The sequence below is a fragment of the Algoriphagus sp. AK58 genome, from assembly GCF_014324365.1.
GTDB lineage: Bacteria > Bacteroidota > Bacteroidia > Cytophagales > Cyclobacteriaceae > Algoriphagus.
This window is the reverse complement of sequence record NZ_QEIG01000005.1, coordinates 134,306-151,516: the sequence shown is the minus strand read 5'-3', so window position 1 is coordinate 151,516 and position 17,211 is coordinate 134,306. Positions and strand designations below refer to the sequence as shown.

15 protein-coding genes are annotated in these 17,211 nt (G+C 43.0%); 9 read left to right on the top strand and 6 right to left on the bottom strand.

Translation table 11 applies throughout. The features are described 5' to 3' along the window. Positions 1-3 precede the first annotated feature (3 nt). The 4 genes from DDT91_RS04365 (at position 4) to DDT91_RS04350 (ending at position 2,193) form a co-directional block, all read left to right on the top strand. On the top strand, positions 4-420 hold the full coding sequence (locus tag DDT91_RS04365; RefSeq protein ID WP_255502019.1) for a c-type cytochrome: 417 nt from the start codon (positions 4-6) through the stop codon (positions 418-420). 64 nt (positions 421-484) lie between these two features. Then, positions 485-1,288, top strand: coding sequence for a peptidylprolyl isomerase (locus tag DDT91_RS20585; protein ID WP_187174915.1), 804 nt, complete (start codon positions 485-487; stop codon positions 1,286-1,288). A gap of 1 nt (position 1,289) precedes the next feature. After that, positions 1,290-1,655 (top strand): diacylglycerol kinase family protein, encoded by a 366-nt coding sequence (locus DDT91_RS04355; RefSeq protein WP_187174914.1) that lies wholly within the window; start codon positions 1,290-1,292, stop codon positions 1,653-1,655. 193 nt (positions 1,656-1,848) lie between these two features. Further along, positions 1,849-2,193: a hypothetical protein gene (locus DDT91_RS04350; protein ID WP_187174913.1), complete on the top strand. Its 345-nt coding sequence runs from the start codon at positions 1,849-1,851 to the stop codon at positions 2,191-2,193. A gap of 39 nt (positions 2,194-2,232) precedes the next feature. Here the strand turns inward: DDT91_RS04350 and DDT91_RS04345 are convergent, their stop codons facing one another. Continuing rightward, positions 2,233-2,649, bottom strand: coding sequence for an Rrf2 family transcriptional regulator (locus tag DDT91_RS04345; RefSeq protein ID WP_187174912.1), 417 nt, complete (start codon positions 2,647-2,649; stop codon positions 2,233-2,235). A 265-nt stretch (positions 2,650-2,914) separates the two neighbouring features. On the opposite strand from DDT91_RS04345, the gene DDT91_RS04340 reads away from it, so the two are divergent. The 5 genes from DDT91_RS04340 to DDT91_RS04320 all read left to right on the top strand — a co-directional run bounded on the left by DDT91_RS04340 (position 2,915) and on the right by DDT91_RS04320 (position 10,221). Then, a complete protein-coding gene (locus DDT91_RS04340; RefSeq protein ID WP_187175101.1) occupies positions 2,915-5,434 on the top strand; it encodes a TonB-dependent receptor in 2,520 nt (839 codons plus the stop codon). A 311-nt stretch (positions 5,435-5,745) separates the two neighbouring features. Next, positions 5,746-6,018, top strand: coding sequence for a hypothetical protein (locus DDT91_RS04335; RefSeq protein WP_187174911.1), 273 nt, complete (start codon positions 5,746-5,748; stop codon positions 6,016-6,018). Positions 6,019-6,320: 302 nt separating this feature from the next. Beyond that, entirely contained in the window at positions 6,321-7,037 is a 717-nt protein-coding gene (locus DDT91_RS04330) for a sensor histidine kinase (protein WP_187174910.1), read from the top strand. Then, positions 7,021-7,734 carry a LytTR family DNA-binding domain-containing protein gene (locus DDT91_RS04325; protein ID WP_187174909.1) on the top strand — a complete coding sequence of 238 codons (714 nt, stop codon included), beginning with the start codon at positions 7,021-7,023 and terminating at the stop codon, positions 7,732-7,734. Before DDT91_RS04330 ends, DDT91_RS04325 begins: the two co-directional genes overlap by 17 nt. A 204-nt stretch (positions 7,735-7,938) precedes the next feature. Continuing rightward, on the top strand, positions 7,939-10,221 hold the full coding sequence (locus tag DDT91_RS04320; protein WP_187174908.1) for a cation:proton antiporter: 2,283 nt from the start codon (positions 7,939-7,941) through the stop codon (positions 10,219-10,221). 19 nt (positions 10,222-10,240) lie between these two features. Here the strand turns inward: DDT91_RS04320 and DDT91_RS04315 are convergent, their stop codons facing one another. The 5 genes from DDT91_RS04315 to DDT91_RS04295 all read right to left on the bottom strand — a co-directional run bounded on the left by DDT91_RS04315 (position 10,241) and on the right by DDT91_RS04295 (position 17,211). Then, positions 10,241-10,720, bottom strand: coding sequence for a hypothetical protein (locus DDT91_RS04315; RefSeq protein ID WP_255502018.1), 480 nt, complete (start codon positions 10,718-10,720; stop codon positions 10,241-10,243). A 3-nt stretch (positions 10,721-10,723) separates the two neighbouring features. Beyond that, positions 10,724-11,551, bottom strand: a complete 828-nt coding sequence (locus DDT91_RS04310) for a DUF2490 domain-containing protein (protein ID WP_187174907.1) — start codon at positions 11,549-11,551, stop codon at positions 10,724-10,726. Between the two features lie 13 nt (positions 11,552-11,564). After that, complete coding sequence (locus DDT91_RS04305; RefSeq protein ID WP_187174906.1) at positions 11,565-13,514, bottom strand: hypothetical protein; 1,950 nt, start codon at positions 13,512-13,514, stop codon at positions 11,565-11,567. A gap of 518 nt (positions 13,515-14,032) precedes the next feature. Then, positions 14,033-15,412, bottom strand: coding sequence for an MATE family efflux transporter (locus tag DDT91_RS04300; RefSeq protein ID WP_187174905.1), 1,380 nt, complete (start codon positions 15,410-15,412; stop codon positions 14,033-14,035). A gap of 116 nt (positions 15,413-15,528) precedes the next feature. Continuing rightward, positions 15,529-17,211 carry an AMP-binding protein gene (locus DDT91_RS04295; protein ID WP_187174904.1) on the bottom strand — a complete coding sequence of 561 codons (1,683 nt, stop codon included), beginning with the start codon at positions 17,209-17,211 and terminating at the stop codon, positions 15,529-15,531.

Sequence of the window (17,211 nt, the reverse complement as noted above, 5' to 3'; positions counted from 1 at the left end):
CGAATGAAAGTTGTCTCGTATTTCATCGTTTGCGCTTTATGGATCATAATGAGTTGCCAGGCCAAAATGGAAAGGCAGGTCACAAAACTTAATTCCCCAGACCTCAAGGAAGAGTTTTATGTCATTCCTGGGGAAGATGAACCCTTAGATCCGGAATCCATTAAAAAAGGAAAAGTCTTGGTTTCCTACAATGATTGCTACCATTGTCATCGGGAAGAGAGCCGTGCCAAAGGTCCAGCCTTTACTGACATCTCCAAACGGTATCCGATCCAAAAAGCCTATGTCGACATGCTTGCCCGAAAAATAATCAGCGGCGGCACCGGTACTTGGGGCTACCCGGTCATGAGTCCCCATCCGAAAATATCCGAAGAGGACGCCAAATTGATGGTTTACTACATTTTATCACTTGATCAAAAGTAATTTGGGGCGGGTAGTTGGGATAACTTGTTTTTCTCTTTAATTCATAAAAAAATCTGATTCAACTATGCCCAATTTTCTACTTTCATTCCTTTTGGCCTTTTTTCTTTTTCTTGGATTAATTCGATCCAATCCTGTCAAAGTGGAGGTAGTCACCAACTATGGAACCATGGTCATCCAACTCTATGACGAAACGCCTCTTCACAGGGACAATTTCATCAAATTGGTCAGTGAGGGTGTCTATGATAGCCTTCAATTTCACCGCATCATAGAAAATTTCATGATTCAGGCAGGAGATATCCGTAGCAAAAATGCTACACTTGAGGATACCATTGGAGGATCGGATCTGGGTTACAGAATTCCGGCGGAAATACATCCCAAGCTTTTCCACAAGAAAGGAGCTATTGGCGCTGCCCGAACCAACAATCCTGAACGAGCTTCCAGTAGCACTCAGTTTTACATCGTACAAGGCCGAATCCAGAATGACAGTCTTCTAAATCACAATGAAAATAGAATCAACCAGTTTTTGGCAAGTCACTACGCGGTCAATGATCCCGAATACAAGCCATTGTTGGATTCACTTGATGCGGCAAGGAAAGCCAATGACAGTGAATTGGTGAAATCACTTAACTCTCGATGGAACCAGCTCGCCAAGGAGTACAGTAAGTTTGAAAGGTATCAAATTCCTGAGGCCCATAGAGAGGTTTACAAATCCTTAGGGGGATCTCCTCATTTGGATCAAAATTACACTGTTTTTGGTGAGGTGATCAGCGGAATGGAGGTAATTGATGCCATCGCCGTTGTCGAGACCAATCAACGTGACAGACCCCTTGTTGAAGTTCGAATTCTAAGCATGAAAATTTTACTTTGATATGACTTTGAAACACTTCATTTGGGGCCGTGTCAAAAGCATTAGATACGCTTTCAAAGGATTCTTTTTTCTGATCCGAACCGAGCATGCCATCATTTCCCAGCTGATTATATCAGGGATATTCACAGGTTTGGGATTTTACCTTGGCATTACAAGGGAGGAATGGGTTTGGCAGATAGTAGCCATAGGCTTAGTGCTAAGTACAGAAAGTCTCAATACAGCCATCGAGAAAATCTGCGATTTCATTCATCCTGACTATCATCCGAAAATTGGAATCATTAAAGACGTGGCTTCCGGGGCGGTGACTTTTGCCGCCTTGACAGCATTGGTGATTGCCGCTTTCATTTATTTGCCTTATATGATTTGAGACAAAATTGAATTATAAAAAAAACAGAATATTATTTCAAAATAAACACTTTTCACCCATTACACAGAATAAATAAAATTAAATAAAAATATTTTATGAATATAATTTTGATTTTTTGATTGCTAAAAGAAACCCAAAGTAAGCTAGCCCGTTAGATCTGTTAGTTTTCCTAACAAACCAAAATCAAAAAATCATGTGGAATAATAGGATTTTATCAGGCAGCAAATTCTTAGCCCTCGGACTAGTATTCTTGGCTTTCCTAGCAGGAGCATCTAATCAGGCAAGCGCTAAAGAATCAAAAGTAAAACTCGTAAGCGAATCCGAATTATTGGAACCCATTACAGTTCAAATTGAAAAAATCAAGCCTCAGCCCAGCATTATCCTGGTCAATAAAAACCTGGAAGTGGTGGCGGAATTCTACGGTAGCTGGGAAGTCCTTAAGGAGCAGTTTAACCAGACCTTCGAAAACACGTCCTTTTTGGCTGCTTACAAGTCTCAAAGCATTTATATGATCACTCCAGAAGTGACAAAAAAATAAATTCTCAAAGCAAAAGGGGCCATTCTGCCCCTTTTGCTATTATTCTCTTTCCTTGGCTAACGTCGTAATCGGTCTCTCCAATATCTCGACCATCTCAGTACGCACTTCCGCAAATAGTCTGCGGATCCTGCAAGTTTCTTCGTCTTCGCATTCAGCGCAGGATTCATAAAATCGCTCCGAAATACAAGGTATCAAAGCAATCGGTCCATCCATAGCACGCATTACCTGCGCAATACTGATCTGAGAAGGATCCTTGGCTAAGGCATAGCCTCCTTCAGCTCCGCGTATACTCTTCACCAATTGATGAGACTTCAGATCCCTGAGGATATTTTCCAAAAACTTGTAAGGAATGTGCTCCTTTTCAGCGATAGCCTTGGCGGATATAGGCAACAAATCAGGATGATCCTGAAGAAAAAGAATGGTTTTGATCGCGTATTTTGCCTTTTTGGATAGCATGAATCTTGGCTACTGGTGATGCCATTAAAGTACAAAAAAAGAAATTTGGCTTCATGAATAGATTTACTTTTTGACAAAAAAGCCTTTTAAACCACCCAAAAACGGCCTTCAAAAATAATTCTCGAAAATTTTATCGATTTCTTTTTGAATCAAGATTGTGAAAATTACTTTTGTCTATAATTCCTATCTTTTTTATAGGATATATAGATTATGTATAACTTTCAAACCTATCCATCCATTGAAAACCTTATCTCTTATTTTAACTATGCTTATTGGAGGCTTTTCAGCCGGCTGGGCCCAATCATCCATTAAAGGAAAAGTATTGGACAGCAAGCACGAACCCCTGATCGGCGCAACTGTGGTCATCAGAGGAACCAATCAGTACACTCTAACCAATGAACGGGGAGAGTTTGACCTCTCCTATTCAAAAGCCTTTCCGGCAATCCTTCAACTAAATTTTGTGGGCTTTAAGGAAATAACTACAGAACTAACCACTCCATCCGAAGAGCAGATCACCTATATAATGGAAGACGACCTCGAGCTATCGGAAGTATTGATCACTGCCCGCCGCAGATCGGAAGAAGTGCAGAAAGTCCCCATCCCCATTTCTGTAGTCGGTGGCCCAAGGATAGAAGAATCGGGCTCTTTCAATGTGAACCGGGTCAAAGAACTGGTCCCAACGGTTCAGCTTTACTCCTCCAATCCAAGAAATACAACTCTCAATATCCGAGGTTTGGGATCGACCTTTGGCTTGACCAATGATGGAATCGATCCAGGAGTAGGATTTTATGTGGATGGAGTTTACTACGCCAGACCGGCTGCCACCTCCTTGGATTTTATCGATATCGAGCAAATTGAGGTTTTGAGAGGGCCGCAGGGTACACTATTCGGCAAAAACACCACAGCCGGAGCATTCAATATCACCACCAGGCTGCCTAGCTATACCCCAGGAGGAACCGTGGAATTAAGCTATGGGAATTATGGATTCATTCAAGCCAAAACTTCCATAACCGGTCCACTTACCAAAAACCTGGCTGCCCGAGTTTCCTTTTCCGGTACCCAGCGAGACGGTGTGATTGAAAATATCGCAACCGGAAAAATGATCAATGATCTGAACAATCTCGGCTTTCGTGGTCAATTACTCTATAATCCTTCCAGTAAAGTAGAAATCATTTTGGCTGGAGACGCCACTTCTCAGCGGCCTGACGGATACGCACAGGTAGTGGCAGGCGTGGTAGAAACCCAACGCGCCCCTTACAGAAGGTTTGAGCAGATCATTTCGGACCTTAATTACCAACTCCCCTCCAGAAATGCCTTTGACCGAAAAGTAGATCATGACACCCCTTGGCGATCCAAAAATGACCTGGGAGGGGTTTCCCTCAATGCTGATATTACCTTGGGAGAAGGAATTCTAACCTCTACCACGGCTTGGAGATATTGGAACTGGGGTCCTTCCAACGATCGGGATTTTACTGGCTTACCCGTTTTGTCACTGTCTCAAGCTCCATCCAGACATGAGCAGTTTTCTCAGGAAATCCGGTATGCAGGGGATTTCTCCAATAAACTCAGCGGTGTCTTCGGAGTATTTTTTCTCAGCCAAAATCTAAAAACCAGCCCCTACCATACCGAAGAATCCGGCGCTGCACAGTGGCGGTTTTCCCAGAGTTCTACCAACCCATTATGGGCTACTCCGGGCTTATTGGATGGTTATGGCATCAGAACCTATTCGACCCTGGAGTCCGTGGGTGCGGCACTTTTTGGACAACTTGATTGGGCGATCACAGAAAAACTCCATTTCCTGCCGGGAATCCGATTTAATTACGACCAAAAATCGGTTGATTTCAATCGGGAGACTTACGGCGGACTGCAAACCACCGATCCTGCCTTGCTGGCTATCCAGCGCTCGGTATATGCCCCACAACAGTTTGTCGCTGACGTAGAAGATCAAAACTGGTCTGGGCAAGCTACCCTCACCTACCAGTTCAATGATAAAATCAACACGTTCGGAACCTTTTCTACCAGCTACAAGCCTGTGGGAATCAATCTCGGGGGACTTCCCACCGCCAATGGTCAGCCCCTTTTGGAGCTTGCTGAGGTGAAGCCGGAATTTGTCAGGCACTTCGAATTGGGAGTAAAAACTACTCCGGTCAAAGGATCTTCTCTCAATGTCACCTTTTTCAATACCAACATCCAAGATTACCAGACTTTGGTACAGACCGCAGAGGTGGGAGTCAATCGGGGTTACTTGGCTAACGCAGAAGAAGTACGGGTAAGCGGTTTGGAACTGGACGGAAATGTAAGGCTTAGTCCCTTCATCTACCTCAACGCTGCTTTGGCCTACACCGATGCCATTTATGTTTCCTTCCCCAATGCACCCGTTCCTTTGGAGGAAACCGGGGGAGAATCTGCTTTCAAGGATATTTCGGGGGGAAGACTACCTGGTGTTTCCAAGTGGGCAGGAACCTTGGGTGGAGAATATTCCAAACCAGCCAAGTTTTTCAAAAAGTCAGGTACTTTCTTTTTTGGAACCGACCTTTTTTACCGATCAGAGTTTTCTTCAAGCCCCTCTCCTTCTCGCTACCTCAATGTAGAGGGCTATGCCTTGGTTAATGCCCGTACAGGCTTTAGGGTAACAGAAGGGTTTTCTGCTTTTGTTTGGGCCAGAAACCTACTCAACCAAAACTATTATGAGCAACTTCTGCCGGCTGCCGGCAATGCGGGACATTATGCCGCAGTATTGGGAGATCCATTGACATTTGGAATGACTTTCCGATATGCATTTTGAGCCAAGTAAATGGGCATGTTATAAAAAGCCATTTTGAAAATCAAAGTCGACCAAGAATCATTTCACTTCAATTCATCAAAATATGAAATGCCCATGAGAAATTGCTTCTCACACAAGGAAATGATTATCCAGGGCATTCTCCCGATGAAAAATCGGGACAGGCTATGAGGCAAATGAAAATCAAATTATAAACACATGAAAGCCATATCATTCTATTCTTTGCAATACTAGGTTTAAGAATTCAAGAAAGTTTTGGCCAGACTGTTAATACTTCGGAAGAAAAAAAGGACTTCACCATCAGTTTGGAAGGAATGCTTGGATTCTCATTTGGGAAGGACTTTTACTCCATGAATGTGGGAGGTCCAGCTTTATTTTTAAACCTAAATCCAGACCTCAAAGTAGGACTTGGAGCATTTCCTTCTCTCTATTTATTGAATGGAAATCTTGGGGCCCGGTTGGGTGTCGCTCCCCGAATTGATTATAAAAACCTGGTGTTTTTTGCTCCTTTTTTCCACAAGGAGGCTTCCGACACTTGGATAGGTTCTGTAGGAATGGGATATAAATTTCATAAAAAAGCGAAATAGGTATCCGCGGCAGAAAGGAGAACTCCCCGGAAACAGAAAGAAATAATCTAATTATACGTTATTCTGCCAGTCGACGAATTTCCCCGTAAATTTTGGTCGGATGCTTCGAACTTACCGACTCTCGTCGGTAAGGTGCTCAGCATAGGCAACCGATGACCGAAGAGTTACAAAAACTTGTCGTAATCTTGATCTTCAACTATTTAAGATGAGCTACTGGCAAAGTTCCGTATATCCATAAAAAATACTTTCGGTTTGGCTGGTTGGTCCTTTAATTTGAAGGAATTTACCAGCTTTCCTTTTTTATGATCTACCTAGCCCTATCTGTCTGCCTTCTCCTGATCTTGGTGATCAGTCTCTATTTTCAGCTTTCGAGGAAAGTGAAGGAACTGGAACAGACAAAAGCGAAGCTTAACTCCCTGCAACAAGAGGTAGAGCCTATACAATTGGAGAATCTTCAAGCCAAGCTGAATCCTCACCTGTTCAAAAATGTGCTAAACTCCATCCAATCCCATGCGTTCCAAACCTATCAATCGCTGGACAAGCTGGCCAATGTCCTGGATTATATCCTCTATGAAAGCAATCGTGGACCAGTGACACCTGAACAAGAAATACAGTTTGCACTTAACCTCATTGAGATCAACAAAGTAAAGCTCTCTCCCCTGTTTGAGCTGCAAGTCAAAGTCAAAATTGAAGAGGATGAAGGGTATCACCAAAAATCCATCGCTCCAATGATTTTGGTAGATTTGATCGAAAATGCCTTCAAACATACTGATCTACAAAGTCAGGATTCATTTATCCGAATCCATCTTGCCTGGAACCAAGGAACGCTTTCCTTGCTGGTCTCAAACAAAGTTTCTCAAAAGTCTCCCATCAAAAAGCCACAAAGCGGGATAGGAAGCCATACCTTGGAACAACGATTGGAAATACTTCATCCCGGAAGACACTCGCTGAAAAGATACACCGAGGAAGACAAATTTATCGCTCATTTGATCATACAGCCCCATGGCAAAAATTCTTAAATGTGCTCTTTTGGATGACGAACTCCCGGGTTTGGCCTATCTCAAACTTTTATGCGAGCAAGTCCCTGACTTGGAAGTCGTCAAAGCATTTGCCGATCCCTCCCTTTTCGTAGCTCAAATTAAAAGTCTTGAAGTGGATTTTTGCATTATCGATATCGAAATGCCCCATTTCAATGGGCTTCAGATTGCCAACCTTATTGCGGGGATTCCTGTGATTTTTGCCACGGCTTACCGCGATTATGCTCCGGAGGCCTTTGACCTCAATGCGGTAGATTACCTCCGAAAACCAGTTTCTCAAGAGCGACTTGTCCAGGCAATCGGAAAAGTCAGAGACAAAATCCAAACCCCTGGCACCAAACTGGTCGCCTTCAATACACCGAAGGGCAAAACTATTTTACCCCTTAATCAAATCGCAATCATTCAAACTTCCCAAAGTGATAGCCGGGACAAAGTGGTAACGCTTCAGGATGGATCTCAGGTGCTGATAAAGAACAAAAGCATTTCTGCGCTGCTCGCCTTACTTTCTCAAGGGGAAATGATCCAAGTAAACAAGGGAGAATTAGTCAGGTTGGATCAGGTTCATTATTTCATACACGACGAAATCACTACGCATCAGACCAACGACCAAGGCAAGCCGATCACCCTGACTTTGGGTGAAAAATTCCGGATGGAGTTTATGGCCAGGATTCAATCCTGACTGGATGGATTGGTTACATTTTTTTTGGCTTTTGATGCAAAAGATACTTCATCAGGTACAGGGTAAATTCAATTAAAAAGATTTTCCGCCAAATTTATCCTTGTCTACCAACCAAAACCCATACCCGGGGAACAGAAACAGATAGCTCATCGGTCAATAGATCAAGCCATTTGTTTCTTTCTCCCGGACCAAAGCATACCCGTTATGAGGAAGGTCCACCGAAATACCATTTTTTACCTGATCATTATTCTTGTATTCGGGGGCTTGATGTACCTGATTGTAGAACTAGGGTCAGCCTTGAATCCAGCATTATCTTCCAGAGAAGTCAACCCCAATGGCTCGGCTTGGAAAGATTTTTTGGAATCGATGCAATACAATATCCATCATCCCTTGGCCATTCTTCTGGCTCAGATTGTCTCCATCATTACCGTTGCCCGAGCTATGGGTTGGGTGTTCAAAAAAATGGGGCAGCCTACGGTCATAGGAGAAATAATTGCAGGAATTCTCTTGGGTCCCTCCTTATTAGGAAGCGTTTTCCCGGAGTTTTCCTCCTCCCTCTTCCCTATTTCTTCTCTTGGAAACCTTGAGTTTCTAAGCCAAATCGGATTGATTTTATTCATGTTTGTGGTGGGCATGGAGCTCGACCTAAAAGTCCTCCGCAACAAAGCGCATGATGCGGTGGTCATTTCCCATGCCAGTATTCTTTTCCCCTTTACCTTGGGAATGGCCTTGGCCTATTTTATCTATGATGCTTTTGCTCCTGAAGGAATCGAGTTTTTATCCTTTGCCCTATTCTTGGGAATAGCCATGAGCATTACAGCGTTTCCGGTTTTGGCCAGAATTGTACAGGAAAGAGGCATTCAAAAAACCCGTCTGGGAACTGTGGTCATCACCTGTGCCGCAGCAGATGATATTACAGCCTGGTGTTTGCTTGCAGCCGTGATTGCCATCGTCAAAGCGGGATCCTTCCTGAGTTCCCTATATGTGATCGGACTTGCTGTAGGCTACGTATTCCTGATGATCAAAGTAGTAAGGCCATTTTTGAAACGCATTGGTGACCTGCACACCTCACAGGAAAACCTGAGCAAACCTGTGGTGGCCATTTTCTTCATCACCCTGCTTCTCTCCTCCTATGCCACGGAAATCATTGGGATTCATGCCTTGTTTGGAGCGTTTATGGCGGGAGCCATCATGCCTGAAAACACCAAATTCAGAAATATTTTCGTCGAAAAAATAGAAGATATTGCCCTTGTGCTCTTATTGCCCCTGTTTTTTGTGTACACCGGATTGCGAACTCAGATAGGATTGCTCAATGATCCTCAACTTTGGGTGATCACCCTGTGGATCATTGGGGTTGCGGTAGTAGGCAAATTTATCGGAAGCGCCGTAGCAGCGAAGTTTGTAGGCCAAAATTGGAAAGACAGTCTCACCATCGGCGCATTGATGAATACCCGTGGGCTGATGGAATTGGTTGTCCTGAATATCGGGTATGATTTGGGGGTGTTGACCCCAGAGATTTTTGCCATGATGGTCATCATGGCCTTATTGACCACCTTTATGACTGGGCCAGCCATTGATCTCATCCAGAAGGTATTCCCAAAAGATCAAACCTTGGTACCCCAAGAAGTAATTCAAAAATCGACCTATCGGATTTTGGTTTCATTTGGCATGCCTGAGCGGGGAAAATCCTTAGTCAGACTCGCCCACAGTCTGATAGGAACTACTCAACGGAATTCTTCGCTAACTGCCATGCATTTGACTCCGGCAGACGAACTCACCTATTTCAATACAGAAACTTATGAGAAAGAAAGCTTTGCGCCTTTGATCCAAGAATCTCAGCGAATAGGTCAAAAAGTGACGACACTATTTAAGCCTTCCACCGATATTGAAAACGATATCGTGGAAGTGGCCAACTCCGGAGACTTCGATCTTCTTCTCATAGGCGTGGGTCAGTCCATTTTTGAAGGAAGCATTCTGGGGAAAATATTGGGATTTACGACCAAAATCATCAATCCCGAAAACCTGCTGAATCAAGTCAGAGGCAAGGAAAATCTCTTTGAAAATTTGCCTCTTGATGATCGGACGAGAACGATCATCCGAGGAAGCAAAGTCCCGGTTGGAATTTTGATCGACAAGGGGTTGAGCAAAGCTGAGCAGATTTTTATCCCTTTATTCTCCGAAAAAGATGCCTTTCTGATGGGATATGTACAAAAATGGATCAGAAACTCAGGGGCTCAAGTCAGTATGATAGATTCCGAAAACCAAATCAATTCCGCCCACGAAATCAAGGAATCCATTCGGGCTCTTGGTCACTATGCGCCTAATCATATTCAGGTGATTAAAGAGCAAAACCTGACCCCATCCTTTTTGTCCACCCAAGACCTTATGGTCGTCTCCTTTGATGGATGGAGGAAGCTGACTGAGGCCAAAAATCTATGGCTTACCGAAGCACCATCTGTCCTGATCATTCATCCCATTGAAGATTGAATTCATCTTCTGGGATAGGTCAGTTAATGAAGTAAACCACTCCTAATCTAAAAACCAGATTGTTTTGCTGTCCGATTTGCTGACTGATTTCAGGATTGATCCCCAACACATCGTTGAATTTTATCATGCCGCCAATTCCGATGTTGGCAAAGTGAGAAACGGTTTTCCGGTTTCCATCCAACTCTTCTATTCGGGTGAGTGATCCATATCCCAGAGTCCCATACCATTGCTTCATTTTTTCGGTCAGGTAATATCTTCCATTGAGCCCCAATTCAAGAGTTTTTCCATCTCCTGGAAAAAAGATCGTATAAGAGGGTGAAAAAGAAAGGTAATGAGCAGGAAAGTACTCTCCCGCAAAATTAAACCCAGTCAATTTTGACCCAAAATCATACTCATAGGCACTGATACCCCTAAACTGACCTTTGTACTGGCCAAATGCCCCAAAATGAAACAAGCAGAACAATACAAGTATGGGAGTAAATTTTAGCCACTTTTTCATAGATCAATATTGAAAATCACGGGTGATCGGCTTCCGCTTGCCTCTCAGATCAAAATTATACATCACATTTAGGCGGATAATGTGCCTGTTTCGATAGGTGCCCGGTGTACTGGTGGGCCCATAGGTCCACATATGACCTCCGAAAAGCATCAATTGATTGTGTGTGTACCCAATCGCCGTATACACCCGGTTTTCCTCGAAAATATTCTGAACATGCCTTCCGGATTCAAAAAAGAATTCATTGGAAGGAGCCAAAAACAAGGTGTGATTTTCCATTTTTGGCTTATTGAGTGGAATGTAAGCCGTGATTTTATATCTCCATCGGTTGGTAAACTTATACTCTGCCCCGATATCATTATCCCGCTTAAACCGATGCTCAAATCGAAACTGATGCAAGACCTTCACCCTGCCTACATTGTCTGTAAACAGCCATTGGTGCCAAAATCTGGGCTCCATGACAGAATTGACGAATTCAGGATTTTCGGGGTCGGGAGAATAGTTCCATACCAACGTAGGTCCAAAAGTGACTTCAAACCGATCTGTAAACATGTAAGTTAGCCCAAATCGATTGTAAAACTGGCTCATCCTCCCTACAAAGTCGGAACGGTTGTCCAAGCTATTTCTCCTGCGGTAGTGATTTTCTTGATACCACCACCAGCGATCCGAAAACCTCAATTTCAAATAAAACCCATTCCAGAGTTCGGTCGTGGCGGGCAGGTTTGTTTTAGCCGGAGGTGGGGCGACTTCCGATTGAGCCATCGTATTATTTCCTGCCACAAGCACAAAAAAGCTAAGCAGTACAATCCATTTATATTTAAGTAGAAATCCCATTTTGCTTTAGATTTTACAAGCCCAACAGGGACTCCAGTTTTGAAATTGTTTTTGCCTTATTCAGCGATTTCTCGAGTTTTCGGGTATCCTCATTTCTTAGCTTTCGTATTCGTTCACCCAGTTTTTCAGCTTTTGAGATCCATACTTTCAGATTGGTGTAATCAGTTTCTTCAGAAAATGAAGTTAAATAATGAGAAAAAAGGAGTTCATAGGATTCAAACAACCTAGGTTTTACCCTTTGATTGTATTTGGTATAGGTGAAAGGGTTAAAAATTTCCTCGAGGTAAATCCTGTCTAATTCCTCCTCCTGATTTGTCCATATTCCAAGTTGACCATAGATTTCTTTCATGGAATCCAACAACAATTCAATCCGTTGGTAGTAGACCTTCTTTTTTTCAAATCCTTCAATTTTAGCTAATGTCATCTCTTCCAGCTCCATCTGCTGGACCAAAAAGCGCTCTTTCAGAGCTTCAACCAGAGCGTTTTCACCGGATGAATCTTCATACAATTCCAAGACTTCCATTCTCTTCAGATCCAGCGATTTGCTCAGGCCGAGCAATTCTTCATTTTCCCTAAGGACAGTCAGTGTTTTTCCGCTGTAGGCTAAAAATTGATCGGCCTTTGCACGAATGTCTTCCAGAGAAAGTTGGAATGCAGAATAGAAATCCGTCTCAAAATCTCTTTTTGGGTACTGAAAAGAAAAGGCCTTTTCTTTCTCGTCAACCTTTACAAGTACTTCTTCCTTCTCCACGAAAATGGCCGATACAAAACCGGCAAACCCATTGAGGTCGTAATATTGAATCTGCTTGGTTTTGATCAATTCTACTAACTCTTTCAACTTTTCCAATTTTTTATTTTGGACTTCAAAAAACCGGTAAGCCAAGGCTAAAGAATCATTCTGAAACCTGTTTAATCTGAAAGCAGGATCATTTAATTGCTTTTCAAACAAGTCTTTCAATTGTTCATACCTATGGGGCATTTCCTCCACCATTTTCTGATCAGATCGTGACAATTCATAAACCATCCTTCTGGTATGAATGGGATAAAAAATCACATTCCCATTTTGATCAATAAAATTCGGATCATGTGCTAGCAGGTCACCCAAAAAACTTTTTAGAAAATCATTTCCATCCTTTTGGATTTGGGCCAAGGAATCGCTGCTCAAAAATCCATCCGCATACTCAAGTCCAAAATATTCATCCGCAATCCGAAATCCTGCTTGGGATCCTTGTCTTATCAAATTGAGCTTTTCGATGGTATCGAAGAAAACCGCCTCATCCAAAATCTCTCCTGTCTTCAAATCCCTCTTAACCAAACCGAGAAGAAAGCCATTTTCATAATTTCTTACCTCGTTGACCAGTCGATCTTCGGATAAATAGACCAACGTCCATTCACCCGACATTACCCCTTCATCTTGAACCTCTCCTTTGGCAAACTGAACACTTTTCCCATTGCTAATTCTAAACTCCAGTCGATTGGCTAATTTTCCTTTTTTGAAAAAAATCCTGTCCGACTGAATGGATTGATTGACTTGACCATCCTCTATGAGCCTTTTTTGGAAAGTCCAACTGCCCTCTGGCAGTCCTGCCTTATAGGATGCCAGAATTTTCGTTTGAATTCCAGACAGGCTGGTGTTCACCTTCAGATCAATGATATCGCTGATCTTTACAAACAGATTTTCTTCTTCTATCTCCCAATCCCCTTCTCTGGAATCTGCTGAAAAAAAACCGGAATAGGACCTTTTAAAAAACTCACTTTTGCCGTTGTCTTTTCTATCCTCAAACTGAAAATAAAAACGGCCATCTTTAATCTGCTCAAAGTCTGAATTCAAGATAAATTCAAATGAAGCCTCCCCGGATTTTCCAAGGTAGATGTAATTTCCTTCATAGACTTTTTTGGATTGTCCGAAAGAAAGGTGTGTCGATGAAAATAGAAGTAAAGTGAAAACGTAAAACTTTTTCATAGGCAACCAAAAAACCAAACACGTTGCCAAATTTTATTTGGTACCTAAGCAGATTTAATCTTAAAACCAAAAAGCAAAGTGGTATTTTTGATTTTTAAAAAATTTAATAAAATAATTTCACCGCAAAGCTTAAATAATATTTTGCACAAACTGATAATGGTGAATTTTGAATATTTTTCTTAAAAAGTGTAAATAAGAGAAGATGACTTGGCCCTTCTTTCCATCTGAATTAAAGCAAAAAGCGGCTTAGACAGTTCGGCAAAACCGGTGAAAAAGCTCCGACTCCAGAGGTGCGGGTTTTCAAAAGATGAAGCGTGAAATGATCCATCTCTGAATTTTTCACTCCACTTCAGGACGCAAAAAACTTCGCTCAGCCTCTGTTTTTTTGGGAGCGAAGTCAATCTAGGCCCAGATTCAATCCTATAAATTGCACTCACTGCCAAGAACAAGCACATCACCTAACAACATCCTAAAAATTTAAAAACAACTGAATATCAAAGTCATAATCAAATTCACCATCAAACTATTTTACTTTTCCATCTGCCTTTTCTGAAAAAATACAAGGAGACCAAGGCATGGAAAGAATGGCAAAACGCGATGGAAATAAACACACCCATATATTCCATTTCCATCGGAAAAGCGAGAAAATAAGCTAAAGGAACCTCCATACCCAAGAGTACGACGGTATTGATCCAGGCAGGGGTTTTGGTATCACCTGCACCATTGAAAGCCTGAGTTAAGACCATGCCCACGGCAAAAAACACATACCCGAGGGCTACCACCCAGAGTCCCTGAGCAGCAATGGATTGAACATCCTGGATATCAGTAAACAGTCCTGCCAATTGATTGCTGAAGAGCAGATAGATCCCGGTGACCGAAGCCATAAAAATCACATTATATCGTGTGATTAGCCATACAGCCTGCTCGGCTCGCCTGACCTTTTTGGCCCCAAGATTTTGCCCTACCAAAGTCGCCGCAGCTCCTGACAAACCCCAGGCTGGCAGAATCGTGAATATCAAAATCCTTGATGCGATCGTGTATCCTGCCAAAGGAACTGAGCCAAATTCCGCATTGATGCGGGTAAGCGCTACCCACGACAAGGAATCTATCAAAAACTGTCCCATCCCTCCTATGGACAGATTGAGGATTTTTTGGACAGTTTGCCAATTGATACGGACATTTTGAGGAAGAATTCTCAGCTTATGCTTCCCATTGAAAAGGTGATAGAGCTGATAAAATACCCCTATGCTTCTCCCCGTGGTGGTAGCAATTGCGGCCCCGTCCAATCCAAATCCGTCCCAAGACCCTATTCCGAAAATCAAAATAGGATCCAGCAAAATATTCAGTCCATTGGCAATCCAAAGGGAACGCATGGCATGATGGGCTTGTCCGGCTCCGCGAAATGCCCCGTTGATCAGAAACAGCAGCATAATGGCCGTGTTTCCCGCAAAAACAATTCGAGCGTAGTTGGTTCCCGAAGTGACCACCTGCTCTTCTGCCCCCATAATTCTCAGCAAATCCGGAGCAAGTATCCACCCTCCGATACCCAGAAAAATGGAAATTACTCCACCTACCACCAAGAGTTGGAAAGTGGCAGAACCAGCCTCCTCATACTCTTTTTCTCCAAACCTCCTTGAAATCAAAGCAGTGGCCGCCATACTGATCCCAAATCCGATCGCATAGGTCAGTACAATGACAGATTCTGTAAGACCCACAGTAGCAATGGCAAATTCCCCGAGTTTGGCTACGAAAAAAATATCAACCACTGCAAAGGCAGACTCCATCATCATCTCCAAGATCATGGGGATAGCCAATATCACTATCGCCGTTTTCAGCGATAAGCGAGTGAAATCCTGTTCTTTACCCAGAATGGCATCTTTGATTAATTGCCAGGTCATAAAAATATGTTTGAAATAAGTCTTGAGTTAAAATTGGATAAGTCGGGCTGCAAAGGAACAAAAAAAAACCGCGAAATCGCGGTTTCTGTACTTTATCCCTGTGTGAAAAAAAAGGATTAGGAACCTACTTTCTCGACATGAGCTTCTTTGATTTTCCTTCTCAGAATTTTCCCCACATTGGTTTTTGGAAGTTCATTGGTGAAATAAACCTCTTTTGGCACCTTGTAATTGGTCAGGTATTCCTTGCAGTGTTCTATTACTTTTTCTGAAGTAAGTCCGGCATCTTTTTTCACCACATAGGCAACGACCTTCTCGGTGGATTTAGGGTCAGGCATTCCGATTACTCCTACTTCGAGCACTCCAGGGCAGGAAGCGATGGCGTCCTCCACTTCATTTGGATACACATTAAAACCGGACACCAAAATCATTTCTTTTTTACGATCTACGATTTTGGTAAATCCATCTGCATCCATCACACCGATATCACCGGACTTAAACCAATCTCCATGCATGACATTGGCTGTTTCTTCAGGTCTTTTCCAATAACCTCGCATCACCTGGGGGCCTTTGATCAGGATTTCTCCACGCTCACCAATAGGTAGCGCATTTCCATGATCATCGGCAATCATCACTTCCGTATTGGGCAGAGGCAAGCCAATGGTACCGATTCGTTCGGTTCCGTCAATTGGGTTACAAGTGGCTACAGGAGCTGTTTCGGTCAATCCATAGCCTTCGGCCAAAGGCACTCCGGTAATTGCTTTCCATTTTTCAGCAGTAGCTTTTTGCACGGCCATACCACCCCCCACGGCTATTTTCAAACCTGAAAAATCCAGTGATTTAAAAGCTTCTTGATTCAGCAAGCCATTAAACAAGGTATTTACCCCTGTAATGACGGTAAAGCGTTTCTTGGCTAAATCTCCAATAAAGGCCTTCATGTCTCTTGGATTGGTAATCAACACATTATGAGCACCAATCTTAAGCATTGCCAAACAGTTGACTGTCAAAGCAAAGATGTGGTAAAGTGGAAGAGCAGTGATCACGATCTCTTCCCTTTCCTTTAGTTTTGGCTTCATCCAGGCGGAAATCTGCTGCATGTTGGCAACAATATTTCCATGCGTCAATTCGGCACCTTTGGAAACACCGGTCGTCCCTCCCGTATACTGCAAAAATGCAGGATCTTCCAAACTCGATTTCACCGGCTTAAACTGGTGGGATGAACCCTTGGCAAGGGCAGATTTCAAAGTAATCGAACCCGGAAGTGAGAAAGGCGGAACCATCTTCTTGACATGCTTCACCACAAGATTGACGATTGTCCCTTTCAGCCCTCCAAGAAGATCTCCCAGCTCTGTGAGGATGATGTGCTTGGCTTGGATTTCAGTTCGAATTTTCTCCAAATTGGAAGCAAAATTGGCTACAATCACAATAACATCTGCCCCAGAATCATTGAACTGGTGTTTCATTTCAGCCGGCGTGTAAAGTGGGTTAGTATTGACCACCACCATTCCAGCACGTAGCGCACCAAACATAACAACCGGATATTGAAGAACATTGGGCATCTGAATAGCGACCCTGGATCCTTTAGCCAACTTCAATTCTTGAGTCAGGTAATTGGAGAAGTGGGCACTCAGTCGGTCTAGTTCCTGAAAAGTCATGGTTTTGCCCATGCATTCAAAGGCAACGGCAGAACCAAACTTTTTCACACTCTCTTCGAAAAGCTCTGTCACACTAGAATAGGCCTTGCAATCCACTTCTTTATCGACAGATGCCGGATAAAATTTCAACCAGGGGAAATCGCTCAT

Bases quoted from the DNA above. Each gene is read 5' to 3' on its own strand.
- DDT91_RS04365 (WP_255502019.1), top strand. From the start codon at position 4: ATGAAAGTTGTCTCGTATTTCATCGTTTGCGCTTTATGGATCATAATG.
- DDT91_RS20585 (WP_187174915.1), top strand. From the start codon at position 485: ATGCCCAATTTTCTACTTTCATTCCTTTTGGCCTTTTTTCTTTTTCTT.
- DDT91_RS04355 (WP_187174914.1), top strand. From the start codon at position 1,290: ATGACTTTGAAACACTTCATTTGGGGCCGTGTCAAAAGCATTAGATAC.
- DDT91_RS04350 (WP_187174913.1), top strand. From the start codon at position 1,849: ATGTGGAATAATAGGATTTTATCAGGCAGCAAATTCTTAGCCCTCGGA.
- DDT91_RS04345 (WP_187174912.1), bottom strand. From the start codon at position 2,649: ATGCTATCCAAAAAGGCAAAATACGCGATCAAAACCATTCTTTTTCTT.
- DDT91_RS04340 (WP_187175101.1), top strand. From the start codon at position 2,915: ATGCTTATTGGAGGCTTTTCAGCCGGCTGGGCCCAATCATCCATTAAA.
- DDT91_RS04335 (WP_187174911.1), top strand. From the start codon at position 5,746: ATGCTTGGATTCTCATTTGGGAAGGACTTTTACTCCATGAATGTGGGA.
- DDT91_RS04330 (WP_187174910.1), top strand. From the start codon at position 6,321: ATGATCTACCTAGCCCTATCTGTCTGCCTTCTCCTGATCTTGGTGATC.
- DDT91_RS04325 (WP_187174909.1), top strand. From the start codon at position 7,021: ATGGCAAAAATTCTTAAATGTGCTCTTTTGGATGACGAACTCCCGGGT.
- DDT91_RS04320 (WP_187174908.1), top strand. From the start codon at position 7,939: ATGAGGAAGGTCCACCGAAATACCATTTTTTACCTGATCATTATTCTT.
- DDT91_RS04315 (WP_255502018.1), bottom strand. From the start codon at position 10,720: ATGAAAAAGTGGCTAAAATTTACTCCCATACTTGTATTGTTCTGCTTG.
- DDT91_RS04310 (WP_187174907.1), bottom strand. From the start codon at position 11,551: ATGGGATTTCTACTTAAATATAAATGGATTGTACTGCTTAGCTTTTTT.
- DDT91_RS04305 (WP_187174906.1), bottom strand. From the start codon at position 13,514: ATGAAAAAGTTTTACGTTTTCACTTTACTTCTATTTTCATCGACACAC.
- DDT91_RS04300 (WP_187174905.1), bottom strand. From the start codon at position 15,412: ATGACCTGGCAATTAATCAAAGATGCCATTCTGGGTAAAGAACAGGAT.
- DDT91_RS04295 (WP_187174904.1), bottom strand. From the start codon at position 17,211: ATGAGCGATTTCCCCTGGTTGAAATTTTATCCGGCATCTGTCGATAAA.